The sequence below is a fragment of the Caldicellulosiruptor acetigenus genome (assembly GCF_026914305.1).
Classification (GTDB): domain Bacteria; phylum Bacillota; class Thermoanaerobacteria; order Caldicellulosiruptorales; family Caldicellulosiruptoraceae; genus Caldicellulosiruptor; species Caldicellulosiruptor acetigenus.
The window spans coordinates 749231-768427 of the sequence record NZ_CP113866.1 but is presented as its reverse complement, the minus strand read 5'-3'; the positions used below and the strand labels follow the sequence as shown (position 1 = coordinate 768427).

The following is a 19197-nucleotide window of genomic DNA, read 5'->3' as shown; positions in this document are numbered from 1 at the left end:
ATATATTATATCAAAAATATATCACTATGTCAAAAATACAAAATTAAAGAGGCTGTCCTTTCGTCTTTTTGGACAGCCCCTTCAGGTTCTTTCTTATTTCTCACCTTTTAATTCCTTTACCTTTTTCAAACTCAATCCCGTAACCTCAGCCACAAGATTCTCTTCTACACCTTTTCTCAGCATCTTTCTTGCTATTTTTATCTTGACTTCCTTTGCTACTTCTTTTGCCACTTCTTTTGCCACTTTTCTCTTTTCTCTCTCAATTCCCAGTTTTACCTTTTCAGCAGTGCTGGAGAACATCTCTTCCACCCCCAATCCCGATTTTACAAACAACTCTTCAGCTTCCTCTTCAGTTACTCCATATGGCTTTAGCAAAACTTCATACAGCCAATCAGCCAGTTCTTCTTTCTGTTCATCGTTAAGTTTTACCCTGTCTTTAAGTGTTAGTAGTCTTTCTATTATTTGATTTGGGTCGTCAGAAACCTGGTCAATGTACAGAGCTATTGCAAGTACATTCGATGCCCCCAGAAGTTTGTCTTCCGGGATGCTTCTGATGTCTACAAAGATTACCTTGAACTTTTGAGCATACTCAGGAAAATCTTCTGCATGTTCGATGATTTTACTGAACTCATCGCAAAAATCCCAATGTTTTGTGCCATTGTACAGCACAATTGGAATAACAACAGGTATTTTCCCCTCTTTGACGTTCTTTAGCTGGTTCAGATGCATATATTCATACAACCGATGAAGCATTTTCTCGTCTCTTCGGCTTTGAAACTCAACAGTCAGACAAAAGAAAGACGACTTGTAGTTTATCCTGTACACCATGTCTGAGTTTCTTTTTTGCCATCTTTTGTTGATTGACTCAGTAGCTATGATTTCTATATCGTCTGGCAGCACATTTCTTAGTTTTTCTTCCGGTACAATGGCAGTCAAAAACCATGCAACATTTTGTTTGTTTGAAAAAAGTTTCTTATATCCTTCATCATACTTTCTTGCCAACTTCAAGTTGCAAAACTCCCCCCTTCCTGCATACTCCCAAGAGGGGAGCAATATACCTTACAATTTAATTATACCACGAAAACAACCAATTATGCTACAAAAAAGTAAAAGTCACAGCTTTCGTTTTGCAGCTTGATTCCCATTTCTACATTTCTGTAATCAGGTTTTGAACTCAGGTTTTCTAATTGTTTTTACCACACATCGATTTTCAGATCTTCGCAACAGTTCTGAAGCCATGGATTTGTAATACACCACATGCCTGATTTGAGCTCTTGATCAGGTTTCCCACACACACATTTGCAAGTTTCTTCGCCATTGAATTTAACCATTTCTAATGACGAACACCAGTTGGCTATGGCTAATTTCTAGTATACATGTATGTTTCTCACGGCAGATTAACATTCTTCTGACAGTACGCCCTTGCCCTGGTCTACTCATATAGCCCAAGGTGGACTTATTTTTCAATCCTATCCTGCAATGTACTTTTCCACAGTTGTCTTTCTTCAATTTCTTTCTACCACAGTTCGCTGTTTTCTTTAAGAGCAGTAAAAGCTCCCGCAGTTGCTGAAAGTATAACTTTTCTTTTGTACTCTGCAAGAACTTCCTGAATTATCTTTTGCATTGGTTGATTGAGTTGCTGAGAAAGTTTTTTTAAAGCCTTCATATGTTTCAATATCCACTCTTACTGGTGTAGTTTTGTTTATCAGAGATTATCACCCTGTAGATTGATTTGTCTGCTTAATAGTATACCACATTGAAATAACTTTTAGCAAACTAAAAAACCCCTGGTTTAAAAATCAGAAATTTCAAAAGTTTTAGCTACTGGTGCAGATTGTGTTTGAGCTTTCAAGCCAGTCTGCCTGCTATCAGCACAGCTTTTTCTTGTTCCACTCCTATGTAATCGTTTACAAGTATTTTCCCTGCCTTTTTGCCTGTTTTCACACCCAGTAGCCACAGCAAAAGCCCTTCCCGGACTCAGGGAAGTTTCACAAAGTCAGTGTTTTCAAGGGTTTTGAGACACTACCCAAGCCTGCAAAGAGCTTTCAAGCCAGCTTGAACGTGGTGAAGATTGTTGCTTTCTTACTTTCTTTTCTGAAAGCGTTTCCAAAGTGTTTCTATGTGTCATTTGCAATTGTGCTGTCTTTTTCCCCGGCTCAAAAGCTCTTTTCAGGTTTGCCTGCTGTGGCAAAATGCAGACACCACAATGGTTTCAGGGTTTGTCCTGTGTCTGTTTTGGGCTTTGAGTTCAACTTTTTTGTAGACGCACAGACGAAGATCCCTTCAATTAGGTTGAGACATTTCTAATAGCGAACACCAGTACGATATGCCAGTACTTCTCTTTTATTCTTGCTTTATCCCTTATTTATTGATGCATCAATATTTTTTATTTATGACTTGTTTTGTACTTTTAAAAATGAATTTTAAATCTCATCAATAACATCTTTGAACCATGTTATTTTCCAAATATCGTCTACACTTTTGGGTTTTGTTTCAGTTTTTCCACATTCGTTCAAATTACTGTTTATAACGTCGTTATAATTTTTTATAACGGTGTTGTTTTGAAGTTTTATAACTGACTCACGAATTACCGTTATAACATCTTCTGGTAGGTTAGCTATTTGAAGGTAAAAACTTACTACAGGTTGGCTCCATCCTAATTTCTCAGCGACTTTCATTTGAGTCCCCAATTGCTCGTATAGTTTTTTAACCAAAAATGCTCTGTCGATGAAATCCCATGGTTGGACGCTTTCACTGTTTTCCTGAGTTGTCAGGGCTAATTTGATTGGATCTTCATCTTTTGGGTACTCGACAACTGGTACTCTGTCCATTCCCAGCTCTTTCACTGCTTGCAGTCTGTGGCAGCCATTTACGACCAGGTAGCCATCATTATCAGGCTGGACTACCAAAGGACAAGCCGGATCGTAATCTTTGGTTTTAATACTCTCCTTTAAAAAAGCGACTCTGAAAGGGATTACAGGACGAAGGTTAAAAGGTTTCAGTTTTTCTACAGGAATCTCTTTGGTAACTGCCAATGTTCTTACCCCCCTGGCTTTAGTTGTGTTGCACAAAAAAAACAAAAAAGCCACAGAGAACAATTCTCTGTGGCGTGCTTACCCTTCTCCCTGTTTATTTAGTGGTGAGTTTCTGCTGCTATTAAATCCGTAGAAAACTAAAGTCATTTTCTGCAAGCCAGTATTTCTGATATTTTGCGCTAACGCTATTTATATCTTCTGCAACAAGTTTTAAATCAAAAGTTATATCAAAGTCTCTATAGGTGAAGACTTTTGGTTTACCATTTTCATAAAATAATCTTTCAAATTCATCTACTTTATTTTGATAATCAGCATTACTTGTGCCCTTGGGGTCCACAAAAACTATCTTGTAGTTTTTACCTTTCTTTATCCAAAAAATAAAATCAGGGAAAAATTCACGATAAGAATTTTCTTTCCTGCAGAAATAAGGTATACCCATTTTCTTATCTAACCTTTCATCAATTTTGCTAAACATCCACTCAACATCTAAACTATTCTTTTTAACATACTCTTCCAAATTCTCTATAAACTTGACTTCACTAGGAACCTTTATAATGTGTTTAATGTAGTCTATCTTTTCTTGAGTAGAATAAATAACAGGTAAATAATAGTGCTGAGCTACCTTTTTAATTTTAAGGTCTTTAAATGTCTCTTCAGGTTTGGTGTTTACAAGACTTTTAATCATTTTCTTATACTCTTCCTTTGTAATTTTCCCTTCATCTAATAGTGCATCGATTTCAGATTCATTAATTACTTCAAACCTTCTCACTTTTTCTATCTTTTCCTTCAATGCTTCAATTTCTTCATCACTCATATTAACAACTTTTACATGTTTAAAATGAATAATTTCATCTTCTAACTCCTTTACTTCAGATACGACTTTATTTTTTACAGAAACATGTGATGATAGCTTTTTCAAAAGAAAATCCATGTCGTTGTAAACTTTTTCGTTTTTAATCTGAAAGAAATCATCACGAGTGACTTTCTCCAGCAAAAAATTCAACTGCTCCAACGACAAATTTGTCTTTAAAAGCAAAACATTCTTGCCAAAAGAACTTATAAATTGTCTGAATTTCACTAAACTCTCCTCAGCTATATTAAATCTAGCAATATCTTCTCTTCTATTTTCTTCTTCCTTATAAACTGGTATTAAAAGGTCAAAAGTTCTATTTTGGTTTTCGTAAAGTGAAATCTCAACTTCTTCTCTGTCCTTCTGTTCCTCAACTGTTTCTATTATTGCTTTTACTGCATCTTTGTCAGTTGCGAAAATAAACAACGTCTCAAGCAGAGCATTCTTGTCTTTATAATTCTGAGGCAACCTCTTTCTTTCACCTTTGTGAGGCTCTATCCTTATTCCTCTGCCTATTGCCTGCAGAACAAACTTCTTTGCATCTTGTTTCCCAATATTGATGAGATTTATGACATTTGGACGGTTACTATCCCAGCCTTCATAAAAACTTCTGCTGCCCAGAAGCAGGTTTATATCCTTTAAATTATTGATGTTTTCAAATACTTTTTTCTCATCATAACTTGAAATATATACGTAATTGTTTCCCAATTTTTCTCTTTGAAACTTCTTGGCATCTCCAATTCTAATGAGTGCAAAAGGCTTATCACTTGTTTCAAGTTTCAAAATAATTTCTTTCCCTTTTTCACCTTCCAAAATTTCTATTTTACCATGATTCTGAGCATTGAAAACACATTCTAATAAATCTTTTTTACTTAATTTTTCTAAGATCTCAATATCAAACTGTAGCTGTTCTTCTCCAAAGACATAAGTTCTGTGATTTTTTAGCTCTCTTAATATCTCTTCTTTAGCCTCACCAAATAAATCCTCATTTATTTTTCCAATTGCAATTTCTTCTAACTTCTTGAAAAACAAAAGCAGGTCAGAGTCATCTGTATTGACAGAATTAACAAGAGTAATAAGCAGGGGATGGTGATACGTTCCTTCCTTTTTTGCCTTTTTCACAAGAGAAAAAACAATCAACGATTTTAAAACCTGTTTTTGCTTTTCTTCTTCATTAAAATCGTCTTTATCATCTTTAAATGAAAAATAAGATTGGCTCAAATAAATATTCTTGCCATATCCTGCTTTGATAAACTTTTCAAGGTTGAAATTGTAGCATGTTGTAACATGGTCAATTTCGTCTGTGAATGTTGCAGAAAAGTTAAATAGAAATCCGTTCTTGGACAGCACGGTTACGTAATCCTGAAAAATTGAATCTTCTTTGCTTCCTTTGTGAGCTTCATCCAAAAATATATACCAATTCCCATTGTTTAAATAATTTCTGTAGTCCAAAATATTTTCTTTAGTTTCATCTCTCAAAAGGTCACTTCTATAATAATACACCTTTATTTCATTGAACATCGTTAGCTGAATCTTGTCCCCTTCATAATCCTTCAAACTCACTAATCTTATTGGTCTTTCTTTAAACATATTGTATTCATCAATTTCATTCTTAAACTGCTTAATTAAATCCTCACGGGGAAGCAAAAGCATTATTTCCCTTTGGGGTATTAATCCCTGCTTTTGAAGATAATCTACCAGTTCAATTGTTTTTATCAAAACAAGACTTTTTCCACTTCCTGTTGCCATCCAAAAACAGGCTCTGTTTAAAAAATTACTAACAGAAATATATTCGTCATTTACTGTCGGAAAATGATTTTTAAAAAATTCAAACCTCTTGTTTTTTCTCATTCTACTTTTGGTTTCGTATTTTTCTATGGCAAATTTACTGTCATCCAAACCATATTCTCTGTATTTTCTCAGCAGTTTGTTTTTGTCAGCATTAAATTCTGAATAATACAAATATAAGACTTTGGTAATATTTTCAAGGGCTTTCACTTGATAATCAAACAATGTTTTATTTTTTGAAAACCTTGTTAAATTAGGCAAATGCCACAAGGTTATATTACTATAATTAATATCATCCACTATTTGTTCTAAGATATTTCTCATTAACTATTCCCCCACCACAAAGACACTTTTAATAACCTTAATAAATTATAATATATTGTCATATTATGATTTGCTGCAAGCTATTTTATAAAGTTCAACAGGCAACTCATCTATAGAAATCCATATCAATTCGTTCTCTGCTTCGATATGTCCCAAAATTAATGTAACAGGATCATCACGCAATTGTCCTTCGAAATTTGTAACCTCTCTATTTTCCCATAAATTCCCCCAAAAACTCCATTTTTTCTGTTGTTTTTGTTCCATTTCTTTAATTTGTTCATTAACTTTATCTTGATCAACCAATTCTTTATTTAAGGATTTTATCACGGTATTGGACTTAACTATGCATAAATTTTCCAAATTATAACTTCCTTTAACGTATATTCTAATCTTTTCATCTCTTTTTCCTTCAAACCTCGTATTAATTTCAAACACTTCTTCATAAAACTCTTTAATAGACCCTATTGTAAACTTCTCTCTCAGATACTCATTAAGAGTCAAATCTTGTTTGGTTTTATTTTCAATAAAATATTTTATCTTCCGAATAGGCATAGTAAACAATTTTGATGGATAACAGGGTTTTTTAAAACAACATGGCCAATATTTCTCTTTCGTTTCTTCTACTTCTATTAAAATAGATTTTCCACATAAATTTACTATCAAATCAATATCATATGGATCACAATTTTTCTCGGCATGTATACCATGCTTTTTAAGGATTTTAATTACCTTTTTCTCCATTTCCATACCACGTTCGTAATCATCACGAATCATACAGTTTTTTCCCCCTTAAATTCTACAATAACTTATTTTTATCTCACGTAATAGAGAAAATATTGCTTACTGAAAGGATTTAAAATTCTTCTAGCTAAACACTCCTTATGCATTTTGTACTCCTACCAACTTAATTCTAAAAACCCTTATTATATTTATTCACCCCACCATAAAAGCGGTTTCAACAATTTTACAAATTCGAGCTTTTCTTCATTTGACATATTTTTGTAATCTATTTTTATTTCTTTTTCTCTGTCCCCATCCTGCAATATCACACTTGTTTTTGTAATTTTCTTAATAGGTAGTCCAAGTAAATTTGAGATTGTTTCGGCAAAATCTATATTGGGATAAAGTTTATCAAAATCTATTTCAAGTTTATCCCCATTAACTTCTAATACATAAGCAAATTTTTCGTCTGCAAAGAAAATATATTGCTCAAAGGCCTTTTTAGTATCAAGTATATCGGCAGGTGTGTTATCTTTATACTTCATGTTCCTCAAAACATCTTCATACTGTTCAAGCTCATAATATTTGAAAAATCCACCTGCAGTGACGCTGTTGTATTTTTCTTCAACATCTTTTTCTTTAGAAATGCCTGATTTATCATAAGCTAAAACCTTTTTCATTCGTGGCAAAATCACAGTGTAAAAATGCTCACCCATTTCAATTCCAATCCACTTTCTTTTGAGTTTATGTGCAACTGCGGTTGTTGTTCCAGAACCAAGAAAAAAATCCATTACCAAATCATTTTCACAAGATGTAGATTCTATAACACGTTTGAGAAGAATCTCTGAATTTTCTGTGCTAAATCCCCAATTTGATGAATATCCAGGTATATCTGTCCAATTTGAATCAATTTGCTTTTCCTCCGTAGGAGATAAAAGGTATTCAACAACAACATTAGTTTCATTACCACAGTTAGGACATCCACTCCACCTACCAGCTGTATGAATATAACCACATAATCTGCATTTTATTCTTATTTTTCCTTCTTTCTCCATGTTTATTATGCTTTCTTGCCCATATGTCCAGTGTCTTCCTTCTGGTGGATTTAGTAGACACCCAAAAATATACAAGGGTTTGCCTTGCCCTTGAGAGTCCATCGAATGCCATCTTTCACTTTTTGCTTTCTTCAATTTTTTGAATATAGGTTTAAAATAAAAATTGTCAGTTTTTGAAAACAAATAAACAGTATCTGTAGCTGTATTGAATTTTTTTGCTTTAGGATCTTGTTTATTTATCCTATTAACTATTAATTCATTTCTAAAATTTTCTTGGCCAAAAATGTCATCTAGCAAACATCTCACAATCCAATTTCCATTGTAGTCACACCTTACAAAAATACTACCACTATCTTTCAACCATTCTCTTGCCAGTCTTATTCTATTTTCAAGTAGTGTTGCCCAGCTTGCATCTTTGTAATTAGTTCTATACATAAACTGATCTGATGAATCTAAATTAAACGGTGGGTCTATATAAATTGTCTGCACTTTTTCCTTGTATTTAGGTAACAATGTATTCAAAGCCTGATAATTTTCACTGTGTATTAATCTTCCGTCAAGCGCTTCATCAAGATTATCAAATAAATTTAAGATGTCCAGCTCCAAATCCTTGAAATATTTTGTGTCTATTGGCAAATACTTGTGCTTTTCTTTGTCCCTCTTGTTAAAATCAAAGCCTTCTTCTACAATTCCAAGCTCAATCCATTCTTTAATCTGTTCATTTAAATTAGGATGGTTTGCTATTCTATTAATTATTTCATCTGATAGCTTGTCTAACGTTATTACATAATTGCTGTTTAAAACAAACTTTGGTTTATTCCATACTCTCACCAGTTCATCTTCAAACTGGGATATAAAGGCAATAATTTTTTTTGCATACTTATGTATTGTTTTTAACTGGTCCAACCTTTTTTGATCAAACTTATTTTCTTCTGCAAGCAGAATTTGATGTAAATACATGTCAAGTTGCTCTTCTAAAAACTTCTTTGCATTTTTGTTTATGAAAAAATCAACCTCAGACTGTCTTTTGAAGGTTCTAAATGCTTTTTCCAATATCTCTTCAGGTATTTTTGTTTTTTTCACAATATCATCTATTTTCGTTTTTGTCCCTCTTTCGCTGTACGTAACATCAAAAACATATACTTTCTTTTCACCCTCTTCTTTTACTTCCCTGAAATTAAAAACAAGCTCTTTTCTCTCATTATTCTTTTTGTTCTCCAGATTCCCAACATCAAAGTAAAAATTGTAACTTATTCCTGTCTCATCGTCAGTTACTTCAACATTCATGCTTCTGAACAGTATATCGCTTTTCACGTAATAAAGCATATGCGTTTTCCAAAATAACACTACATCTTTATTATCAGTATATATCTGTTCATATACCCTCTGCCAGTTTGCTGTTTTTACGAAATAAACACTTCCACTTTCACTGAAATATTTCTCAAAAAATGAATACAGTTTATCAAAGAATTCTTCTTTAAAACTGTCTGTTATAATTGGGTCTTCTTCCACCTCTCTTTTAAACTGCTCCAAAACTTTTTTGCAGTATTGAGACTTTATTTTTAAAAGATTAATATAGCCACCTTCCCCTTCAACTTTAGCACCCACAAATAGATTTTCAAGTGCATCATAAAATTTTTTCTCGTTTACTTGCATTTGTTTACCCTCCTTCTCCCTTGCAAGCTGTTGCAATCTTTTCCCTTACGTATCCATCTGACAATTTGAGTGTTCCATGTGTCATGTTTTTTGTCTCTTTATAAATCTGCTCTCTTATCCTGTGCAATTCTTTCATAGCACTTATCTCCAGCTTGCCTTATATTGTAATACTTTTTTAACACACTTAATCTTTTTCCAAATACTTTTAATATTTCATTCATAGTTTTACTCCTATTTACTCAGCCTTTTTGCTATTTGCTTCAACAGTTTCAAATCTTCTTCCTGCAGATTTTGAGCCAGTGTTAGCAACTCTTTTACATCATCGGGAGCAGTTTCTTTGTTTGCATCTGCCGGGGTCTGCAGGTTGTTTCTTGTGTCTTGCTTTTCTGGAGAGCGCACATCAGTCCTGCACAGCAGATAATCTATGGTTACTCCAAAGAAATCTGCGAGTTTATTTAAGGGTGCCGGAGTCGGTTCCATGGGAACCATTTTCACTATCCTTAATCTGTATTCAAAATTTCTACATCAAGTCGTGAAAAATGTTTTTTATCAAAAGTGAAGATCTTGGTGTTCCCCAACTTTGCCATGTGATGAGAAAGATATGCATCAATGAAATCAACATTGCTTTCTTTGTAGCTTTTGAGTGCAAAAAGAACAACATCAGCTTCCTCTGCTTCAATACCCTCAGAGCATATGAAAGCACTTAGAACATCAGCTATCTCCTTCCTTGGTATCTTATAAAACAACTCAAGATTCCATACAACCTCTGCAATCGTGATTGGAGCAACAAGCAGCTTTAACTTCCCCTGCTCCGCTTCGAGCATAATCTTCTGAACTTTCTGGAAAAACTCCTGGTGGTCTTGCAGAAGGTATCTCAAAATAACATTTGCATCAATCCAAACCTTTTCCATTACTGTGTCCCCTTCACTCTCTTGTTTACCCAGATTTCTTTTGTGCTATTTGCTTCATGTTCCAAATCCGTGAACGCAACTGATGACTTCAGAGAACCGCCCAACTCTGATAGTTTTCGCTTCTTTATCACTTCAATTACAACTTTGCCGTCGTCCTGCATCGTGAAAAGTACAGTGTCCCCTATCTCCCCACCAATAACTTTCCTTATCTCAGCTGGCAGTTGTACTTGACCCCTTCCAGTAATCTTTGACGTTGCCTGTATCATCTAAACCACCTCTTTACCAGTTGTTCTGACTTTATTATAATCCATGAAACTTAAAATTTCAATGAGCAAATACATTATTCAGTGAACACTGAAAAATTAATAACTATGCCTGGAGAAAAACAGAGAAATTCTTATGATAGAAGAGTTCAATCACTATTTTTAGTTCTCCTGGTGGACGAACGTTTCAGCAATATTGAGCAATATTTTGATCTTATCGCTGTCAAGTTTTTTGACAATGGATAACAGCTCAGCAGCTTCTGGTGGCAAGTCATCAAGAAAGATAACCCTGCCGGGTTGAAAAGTTTTTAAAAAGTTATCAGCAACTTTATCTGTGTTGAGCTCAAGCCAGTCACAGTATTAATCAGACTCCTGACTTCAGGTGGAATCTCGGGTTCTTTTTCAGCAAAAAGTCAGCAAGGGTTATATTGAAAGCTCTACATATGTTTTCTAAACAAAAATCTTGTTGACCAGATCTTTTTCTGTAGTATATTGAATCACTCTATCACCCAGTTCTTCTAAGAGTGTATCAAAATGTTTATATCTCCCCCAAAGGTCTTTATCACCTATTTTGTTTTGCAGCTTGATTCCCATTTCTACATTTCTGCAATCAGGTTTTGAACCCAGGTTTTCTAATTGTTTTTACCACGCATCAATTTTCAGATCTTCGCAACAGTTCTAAAACCAACGCCTAGTCTACTCATATAGACCAAGGTGGACTTATTTTTCGATCCCATCCTACAAAGTGCTTTTCCACAACTGCCTTTCTTCAATTTCTTTCTGCCACAGTTCACTGTTTTCTTTAAGAGCTGCAAAAAGCCTCCGCAGTCGCTGAAAGTATAACCTTCTTTTTGTATTCCGCAAGAACTTCTTGAACTACTTTCTGCATTGGTTGATTAAGTTGCTTTGAAAGCTTCTTTAATTCCTCATATGTTTCAATATCCACTCTTACTGTTAGGTTTTGTTTATCATTAATTATCATCCCCCAGATTGTGTCTACTTAAGAGCATACCACATTGAAATGAGTTTTAGTAAACTAAAAAAACCTTGCTTTTAATTAGTTCAAGGCAGTTTTGCAGCTATTTTTATATTTCTGTAGAAGCCACATTGTAAAATGCAAGTTCTCCTATCACACTATCCTCTTCAAATGTTCCAATATTATACCTATACAATCTAACTTACTCAATATTTCTTCCATCTGCTTTCCAAAGAGTTCTGTCTCCTCTAATGACTTCAGTTCATCAATATTTTGTGTTTCTATTATAAGTTCCCCACACCCTCGTGTTTTGAAAAACCTAAATAAAGGTTTTTTCGAACCTAAAAAGTTACTTGAATAACCAAACTCCCATATTTCTTTTCTCTCATTTTTAGGTTCACCTCTGATTCTAACTGATATATCGTTTTTCTCTGGCAATTTGATAACTTTAAATTTTGTTCTTTCATCTGTCTTTTTCCATACCATCTTTCCATAAATTTCGCGAGTAATATACTTTGCACCTGGATATTGATCCTTTAAAACAATTGCTACACTTTCCCCATTCATATCTGCAAGGTAGACACTCTCTATTTCCTCTGAAATTCCCAAAAATTTGTTTGCAAACTGATAAGCCCACTCTTCAAGCTTGTCCAAAGAAAGTTTACCCATTTCAAACGCCTCACAAATTAGGTTTTCTGCTCAAGCAAATGTTCTATTTATGGTTATTATAGCACACATTTCACCATTAGTTGCAAACAAAAACTCCACAAGCCACCATCTCTATTAAGCAGGTAGTAGTTGATATGTAGTTATTTTCATTATTTTCCAGCAAGCTTTATCAGAGCTTTTTTGTGTCTTCTCATAAACCTTTCCACTGCTTCATCTATTTCCTTGCTTTCAGTTTCTTTGCTTAGCTCTTTTACAAGATTCTGTATCTTAGCTTGTACTTCTGGTGAGAAGTTAACATCATTTTGATGAACTTTCCCTGCTGAATTCACGTCCAAAATACTCCCTTGCTAGGGTATATTTTTGTTCGTCCTCATGGTCAGCACAATAGTTGCCAAATTAGTAGGACATGGATTGAACTCATCAACTGAGATTATTTACTGGTGACCGAACACTGCTCCGTTCATGCCCTCGTGTGGGAACCCATATTTCTCCTCTTGCTACGTTCACTTTTTCAATCCCTTCCTGCAATGTGGTTTCTTACAGCTGCCTTTCTTCAATTTCTTTCTGCCACAACTTACTATTTTCTTTTAGAAACGCCAAAAGCTTTTCACAGGCACTGAAAGTATAACCTCCCTCGTTTACTCCGCAATAGTTTCCTGAATTATTTTCTTCATTGGTTGTTTGAATTGTATCGAAAGGATTTCAGGTAAATCAAAAACCAAAATTCCAACAAGAACATCTTAAAACAAAAGACAGGGTTTTAAACCCTGCCCTTAATCATTAATTCAGTTGTTTCTCCCTAATTTTCTTTACCCTTTCAATTTCAACTCCTGTAGCATCAGCAATGAATTCATCATCATACCCACAATCACAACTTTCTCAAACCTTTCCATCAGCTCATTATTGTTGTTTCTCCCCTGGCCAAGATGGAAAACCACCGGACTCAAAACACTCTTTTCTTTATCAACTCTCTTACTCTTAAACTCGGATACACCCCAACGATATAATGTCTGAACATATCAACTGCCCTGAGTATTTCTTGCGAAATTTCAAATTTTACTATCCAAAACACTGCATTTCAATTGTCGAATTAAGCAAAAAACTCCTCAACCTCCTATTCTTCTCTTAAAACCAAAAGTGTCACTTATCTCAAAAATCTCTCTATCGTACCTTCTGTACTGGCAGAGTCCTTTTCAATGAGTCGGATACAAATCTTTTAAAACCATCTAACAAAAACTAAAATTCAATCACTAAATCAACTGAAATACTGCCCCAATTGAAAATTAAAAAAATAGCCTCAGCAGGCAGTAACGAAAAACCTCTCCCTTCTCAGGAGCAATAACGAAAAGCCTCCTGCTGAAGCTTTCATTCTTATTTTAGCACAATCTTGACCACATGAAAAGCCTGCTGTTTTTGCTATCTAATCCTGTTTTTGTAAATCATAATTTTGATTACCAACCAGCTAAAACACCTAATTATCCCCAAAACAAATCAACTTGTATCATAATACCACTTCCTATGTGGCACAAGAATACCATACACAATAACTACGTCGTAGAATACTCTTGGATCATATATATTACTAGTATCCCTAATATTATTAATTTTAAATTCAAGTTTCTCACCTTTTTGAGTTTCAACAACAGATGCAATCTCCTTTTCAGATGAATTATAATTATTCTCAATAATGCTTAATATTTCCATTTTGTATGCGCAGTCGTTCCCCTGAATAAAAGCCCATTCTTCTTGGGCAATAGTGTATCCCATAGTTTCAAATAAACAGTGGGATACATTTTTGAAATGTACAAAACCATATTTCCAATATTTTGTTATAAACTTTTTTATTTTATTTATTTTGTTCGTTTTCAAAATTAGATGAAAATGAAGTCTTGAATTTCTTCTGATCCCATTTTTAATTTTTGATGTTGAAAAAGAAAAATAAATTGCATAATTTACTTTCTTCTTCTTACAAAAATTTCTAAGCGAATTTAAAAAATTCTTTCCTAACATTTTATATGATTCTATTTCATCTAAAGATTTGTTCTTCAAAGTCAATGTAATCAAATAATTCTTTACCATTTCCCTTAACCCTCCTCAAAAAAAATTTGGTTCAAAATAAAAAAGGCAGAGGAAATCCGTTCTCTGCCTTAATAAGCTATAGACAAACTCTTTTATTTTTGGTTGATGAAAGAGAGGTTGACAGGAACATTATTTCTGATACCATTTTTTGTAAGAAGTTTTAAATTGTAAAACCTTTTTCTCTGGGAGAGGTGTAATAATGGGAAGGCGCGGTAAAGGTGAAGGCAGTATTTTCAAAAGAAAAGATGGAAGATGGTGTGGCTTTATTACTGTTGGCTATGATGAAAAAGGAAATAAAAAAAAGAAATTCTTTTATGGCAGAACAAGACAAGAAGTGGCTGATAAAATAAATCAAGCACCAAATGAAATTAAACAGGGAATTTTAATAACTGACAATAATATTACACTTGAAAATTGGCTTAACATTTGGCTGCATCAGTACAAAAAAAATCAAATTAACGAATCAACTTTTGATGATTATGAAAGCATAATAAAAAATCACATAAATCCTCTACTTGGAAAATATAAACTCAAAGATTTGCGTCCAGAAAATCTGCAAATGCTTTACAATGAAAAACACAAAGTAGGTCTTTCAACAAAAAGAATCAAGCATATTCATGTCATCTTACATTAAGCTTTAAATCAAGCAATTAAAAACGGACTCATTGTGTGAAATGTCAGTTAAGCAACTACTTTACCAAAAAAACACCAGTGAAAAGGAAATGAAAGTCTTAATAGTAGAAGAATAGAATACGGCTCTGAGGGTTGGGGGTTCAAGTCCTCCTGGGCGCGCCAGTTGTTTTCAAGAGGTCTGAGGTTTGGAATAATATTGACAGGCATTTTATAACACCTCTTTGATTTGTACAAAGTCTATTATAAGGTCTTCAAAGATACCAACTTTGACTTTGTCATTGAATGTGTAAACTTCTGGCAGCAAGTAATCTTCATTGTCTTTGAGTCTGTATACAAAGATTGTTTGGTTGTTTGGATTTACAATCCAATACTCCTTGACTTTAAACTGATTATACAGGTTTAGCTTTCTGACATAGTCGTGAGATGGATTTTATTATGACACAACTTTGTTTCCACCCGAACCACCTTCTTTGCTGTATTATGTTGTGTTCTGTAATAAACTTGACAAACCATGAATGAATTCCGGTTAATATTAATAATGTTTCCTTCTTGCATATTATAGCATTAAATAGATATAAGCGAAACTCTTTTTTGATTTCTCAGATTTGAAAAGCTATTAATTTAGAATTTCAAATTCAAATATAGTACAAAAATAAAGGGGCTCGTTATGAGACACCTAACAAGCCCCAAATAGCCATTTTTGAAATTGTTGTAATCCTTACAAGTTTAAATATGCCAGATACTTTTTAGTGTTATTTATCATCTCTTCAAAAAGCTGCTCAGCTTTGTTCTGCGGTAGTCTCTCAACTGCAGGGTCATTTAAGAATGCTCTTTTTGCAAGGCTTAAGTCCTTTTCTAAAGCAGCTTTAACTATAAGCTCTTGATTGCTGATATGTCTTGTCATTATGCTTGCTAAATCTGAAGGCAGCTTTCCTGCATAAACTGGTCTGACGTCATCATGTGTGAATACTGCATTTGTCTCAACTATAACACCTATCGGAAGGTTTGGTATTTGACCCATATTTGGCAAATTCACGTTTGTCACCAACGTATCCAAACCTAAAATAGCTTTCATCTGCATGACTCCTTCTTCTCCAGAAGGATTCAATGGAACTTCTTTTTGGTCAGATGCATATTCTTTGCTAAGTTTAATCAATTCTTCTCTGTGTTTAATTCGCCATTCGACAGGTGTTAAGTTGAATTTCCATTTATAAACTGTCTCTTTGTCTGTAAGATAAATGTAAGGAACAAATTCAGCCAAGTGTCTATCACCTGCTGCAGCAATAAGTCCAAAGCGTTTAAATAAGTCAAACTTTACTCTATTTGCAGAAGCAAAATAATCTTTTTCCCACAAGCCTTTTGTTTTTTCAAAACCTTCTTCATAGTATTTGTTCACGAATTCTTTGTAAAGAGGGAATAAATCGTGAGTTTTGTATGATGCTTTGTCAAACCACGTAAAATGATTTATACCAAGAACATTCACCTTGATTTCTCTTCTTGAGATTTCTCTTTCTTCTCCTAAAAATTCTTTTACAACCTCTGTCAAAAGCTTTTGTGTACCAAAAACTTCATGACAGCAGCCAAAAGCTTTTATTTTAGGAAATACCTCATATAGGGCTTTTAAGCATATAGCCATTGGATTTGTGTAATTGATAACCCAAGCATCTGGACAATTTCTCTTTATAGCTTCTGCAAATTCAACATACATAGGAACAGTCCTAAGTCCTCTAATAAGACCACCTGGTCCTGTTGTGTCTCCTACAGATTGGTATATACCATATTTCTCAGGAGCATGGACATCTGAATACATCTCTTCAAAAGTCCCAGGCAAAATTGAAATGATAACAAAATCTGCTCCATATAAAGCTTCATCTAAACTCCCTACAGCAACATATTGCCACTTCCCTACTACTTCAGGTTTGCTTGATAGTTTATTGCCTATTACTTCGTTGGTCTTGGCAGCTTCAAAGTCAATGTCGTAAAGTCTCACAGTACCACCCAGGTCCTTCTCTAAAGCTAAATCAGTCATCAACCTCCATGCCCAGCCGCGTGAACCCCCACCAATGTATGCTATATTGATTTGTTTTTGTTGTTCTGATGTGGTATTCAACATTACTCACTCCTATAATAATTGTGAATTTCAAATAAATTATATCACAAATCTTACTCAAAACCAAACCATTATTATCTTTAAATTTAATTTATACCCAGTATATCTTGTTTTTTCTTTAACTTTTCAAAAGTGTATCCTAAAAAGATATTGACAATTCTACATCTCTTCCCTTATAATAAAATAAGTGTAGGGGCGTAGCTCAATTGGTAGAGTAGCGGTCTCCAAAACCGTTGGCTGGGGGTTCGAGTCCCTCCGCCCCTGCCATAAAAAGCATAAGGAAAAGGTCTTCCGGGTAAGGTGGCAGAAGGAAGGCTTTTTTATATCTAAAAAAAGCATAAAAAGGGGGCTGTCCAATCTAGACAGCCCCTTTCTCATAGTATCTTTTTCATTATAGTATTTAGTACTTTATTTGTCTAGTTTTGGCTATATATTGGAAAATAATGGATTCAGAATTTTGTTTTTAGACGCTTCCTTTTAGTTTTTATTTATTCTTCTAAAATTCTTTCTGCCTCTTCTCTGTAGGCATCCATCACATACGGAATACCTGATATTTTAGCCGCATCTTCAGTGAGGGCAATAAGGTCTTTTCTTGAAATTGTAGAGATTCTGAAGTTTCTTGACCCTGCCATGAGCTGCTGCAAACCTGTTTTGAACTTTTGTACAAACGTATAGATACCAATTGCGCCAAGAGGTATGTTCTTTATCTCATCACCATACTTTTCACGCAGCTCTTCATATGTTATGAATATTTCTTCGGGTGTTGAACCATACTTGGATACTGTCTTTGGAAGATTGCCTTCTTTTAGCCACTTTTCAATATTCTTGCCTACCATGCCTGGTATCATCAAAGCTCTTCCCATACAAACAGCTTTTACATATGGTGCACCCATTGCAATTGCCTTGAACACACCATCCTCAGTTGAAAAACCACCTGCAATTGCAAGGTCAGGAACTCTAAAGCCTTTCTTTGTAAGCTTTTCAGCAAACTGATATGCCAGAGCTTCTAAGTAGAATGTTGGAATTCCCCACTCGTTCATCATTGGCCACGGACTCATGCCTGTTCCACCTGGTGCACCATCAATTGTTATCAAATCAAGTTTTGCCTCAGCGCCAAACCTCAGTGCCATTGCAAGCTCAACAGCTGAATATGCTCCAGTTTTGAGTGTTATTCTCTTAAATCCAAGACTTCTGAGCCGTTCAACTTCTTTCAAAAAGCTTTCCTTTTCAACAAATCCAAGCCTTGAATGTCTTTCAAACTCTCTAATAGCTCCTTTTTTGAACGCTTCCTGAACATCTTTTTGTGTTGGGTCTGGCAAAACAACATATCCTCTCTTTTTGAGCTCTAAAGCCCTCTCTAAGCTCTTTACTTTTATCTCACCACCTATACACTTTGCACCCTGACCCCACTTGAGCTCAATTGTGTCAAGCCCGTGCTTTTCAATTACATACTCTGCAACTCCAAGGCGAGTATCCTCAACATTCATCTGGACCAAAATCTCGCCCCAGCCTTCATAGAATCTCTTATATGTATTTATTCTCCTGTCCATCTCAGGAGACTTTTTGACCTTGCCATCTGATGTGAGCTCAAGTTCTGGATCGACCCCACACACATTCTCACCACAAACAAGTGTAATGCCTGAAATAGCAGCACCAACAGCAAAATGTTCCCAGTTTTTGCGTGCAATCTCTGTTGAACCAAGAGCACCAGTGAATATGGGTACCTTCATTTTAACCTTCTTTTCCCAGCCATACTCGGTTGTTGTGTCAACATTGGGGAATATAGCTGTGTCTGGATTTGGCTCAATACCTTCAGGAAGTCCTTTTGCTCCAACAGCATAACCCTGAATATTGAGATGCGAATAATCAACAGGGTAATTCTTGTCAGCACCTGCAGTAACTTCTCCAAATGGTCCTGGATACAAAACCTCTCTTCCTCTAAAAGAGGCCAAAAAGATTTCACAGTTTCCCTGACACCCATCCACACACCTTGTACAAATTCCTGACATTGGCACAACATCTTTTGAGCGGTTAAAAGTGCCTGTTGCTTCATTTGCATTTGGTCTTCTTAAATTCATCTTACAACCATCCTCCCTTGCTACATAATTTTTATTAAAATTGAAAATAT

At 34.7% G+C, this 19197-nt stretch carries 17 protein-coding genes, 1 tRNA gene and 1 pseudogene; 2 read left to right on the top strand and 17 right to left on the bottom strand.

Annotated features, from left to right (window positions below):
- Positions 1-93: 93 nt before the first annotated feature.
- The 14 genes from OTK01_RS03610 to OTK01_RS03545 all read right to left on the bottom strand — a co-directional run bounded on the left by OTK01_RS03610 (position 94) and on the right by OTK01_RS03545 (position 14326).
- Positions 94-1008 (bottom strand): Rpn family recombination-promoting nuclease/putative transposase, encoded by a 915-nt coding sequence (locus OTK01_RS03610; RefSeq protein WP_029229250.1) that lies wholly within the window; start codon positions 1006-1008, stop codon positions 94-96.
- A gap of 508 nt (positions 1009-1516) precedes the next feature.
- Entirely contained in the window at positions 1517-1666 is a 150-nt protein-coding gene (locus OTK01_RS03605) for a hypothetical protein (protein WP_232841730.1), read from the bottom strand.
- A gap of 757 nt (positions 1667-2423) precedes the next feature.
- Complete coding sequence (locus OTK01_RS03600) at positions 2424-3035, bottom strand: ParB/RepB/Spo0J family partition protein (protein WP_029229252.1); 612 nt, start codon at positions 3033-3035, stop codon at positions 2424-2426.
- Positions 3036-3156: 121 nt separating this feature from the next.
- Positions 3157-5997, bottom strand: coding sequence for a DEAD/DEAH box helicase family protein (locus tag OTK01_RS03595; RefSeq protein WP_029229253.1), 2841 nt, complete (start codon positions 5995-5997; stop codon positions 3157-3159).
- Between the two features lie 63 nt (positions 5998-6060).
- Positions 6061-6771 (bottom strand): hypothetical protein, encoded by a 711-nt coding sequence (locus OTK01_RS03590; RefSeq protein WP_029229254.1) that lies wholly within the window; start codon positions 6769-6771, stop codon positions 6061-6063.
- A gap of 155 nt (positions 6772-6926) precedes the next feature.
- Positions 6927-9428 carry a site-specific DNA-methyltransferase gene (locus OTK01_RS03585; protein ID WP_029229255.1) on the bottom strand — a complete coding sequence of 834 codons (2502 nt, stop codon included), beginning with the start codon at positions 9426-9428 and terminating at the stop codon, positions 6927-6929.
- 4 nt (positions 9429-9432) lie between these two features.
- On the bottom strand, positions 9433-9564 hold the full coding sequence (locus tag OTK01_RS03580) for a hypothetical protein (RefSeq protein ID WP_269011774.1): 132 nt from the start codon (positions 9562-9564) through the stop codon (positions 9433-9435).
- Positions 9565-9659: 95 nt separating this feature from the next.
- Positions 9660-9917 (bottom strand): hypothetical protein, encoded by a 258-nt coding sequence (locus tag OTK01_RS03575; protein ID WP_051129971.1) that lies wholly within the window; start codon positions 9915-9917, stop codon positions 9660-9662.
- An 11-nt stretch (positions 9918-9928) separates the two neighbouring features.
- The gene (locus OTK01_RS03570) at positions 9929-10339 is read right to left on the bottom strand and encodes a PIN domain-containing protein (protein ID WP_269011773.1); all 411 of its coding nucleotides are present in this window, start codon (positions 10337-10339) and stop codon (positions 9929-9931) included.
- Complete coding sequence (locus OTK01_RS03565; RefSeq protein ID WP_029229069.1) at positions 10339-10605, bottom strand: AbrB/MazE/SpoVT family DNA-binding domain-containing protein; 267 nt, start codon at positions 10603-10605, stop codon at positions 10339-10341. The genes OTK01_RS03570 and OTK01_RS03565 overlap by 1 nt, the downstream gene beginning before the upstream one ends.
- A gap of 799 nt (positions 10606-11404) precedes the next feature.
- On the bottom strand, positions 11405-11584 hold the full coding sequence (locus tag OTK01_RS03560; RefSeq protein ID WP_416352875.1) for a hypothetical protein: 180 nt from the start codon (positions 11582-11584) through the stop codon (positions 11405-11407).
- Positions 11585-11731: 147 nt separating this feature from the next.
- Positions 11732-12247, bottom strand: a complete 516-nt coding sequence (locus OTK01_RS03555) for a hypothetical protein (protein WP_029229070.1) — start codon at positions 12245-12247, stop codon at positions 11732-11734.
- Between the two features lie 149 nt (positions 12248-12396).
- On the bottom strand, positions 12397-12576 hold the full coding sequence (locus OTK01_RS03550; protein WP_029229071.1) for a hypothetical protein: 180 nt from the start codon (positions 12574-12576) through the stop codon (positions 12397-12399).
- Between the two features lie 1162 nt (positions 12577-13738).
- Positions 13739-14326, bottom strand: coding sequence for a rolling circle replication-associated protein (locus OTK01_RS03545; RefSeq protein ID WP_029229072.1), 588 nt, complete (start codon positions 14324-14326; stop codon positions 13739-13741).
- A 199-nt stretch (positions 14327-14525) separates the two neighbouring features.
- On the opposite strand from OTK01_RS03545, the gene OTK01_RS03540 reads away from it, so the two are divergent.
- Positions 14526-14960 carry an N-terminal phage integrase SAM-like domain-containing protein gene (locus OTK01_RS03540; protein WP_232841714.1) on the top strand — a complete coding sequence of 145 codons (435 nt, stop codon included), beginning with the start codon at positions 14526-14528 and terminating at the stop codon, positions 14958-14960.
- A gap of 207 nt (positions 14961-15167) precedes the next feature.
- Here OTK01_RS03540 and OTK01_RS03535 read toward each other — a convergent pair.
- Together OTK01_RS03535 and OTK01_RS03530 are read right to left on the bottom strand one after the other, a co-directional pair.
- Positions 15168-15389, bottom strand: a pseudogene (locus OTK01_RS03535) (Uma2 family endonuclease); the annotation flags it as partial.
- Positions 15390-15677: 288 nt separating this feature from the next.
- Positions 15678-17072: an alpha-glucosidase/alpha-galactosidase gene (locus OTK01_RS03530; protein WP_029672227.1), complete on the bottom strand. Its 1395-nt coding sequence runs from the start codon at positions 17070-17072 to the stop codon at positions 15678-15680.
- 188 nt (positions 17073-17260) lie between these two features.
- On the opposite strand from OTK01_RS03530, the gene OTK01_RS03525 reads away from it, so the two are divergent.
- A tRNA-Trp gene (locus OTK01_RS03525) sits at positions 17261-17336 on the top strand.
- Between the two features lie 221 nt (positions 17337-17557).
- Here the strand turns inward: OTK01_RS03525 and OTK01_RS03520 are convergent.
- Positions 17558-19147, bottom strand: coding sequence for an FMN-binding glutamate synthase family protein (locus tag OTK01_RS03520; protein ID WP_013431916.1), 1590 nt, complete (start codon positions 19145-19147; stop codon positions 17558-17560).
- Between the last annotated feature and the right edge of the window lie 50 nt (positions 19148-19197).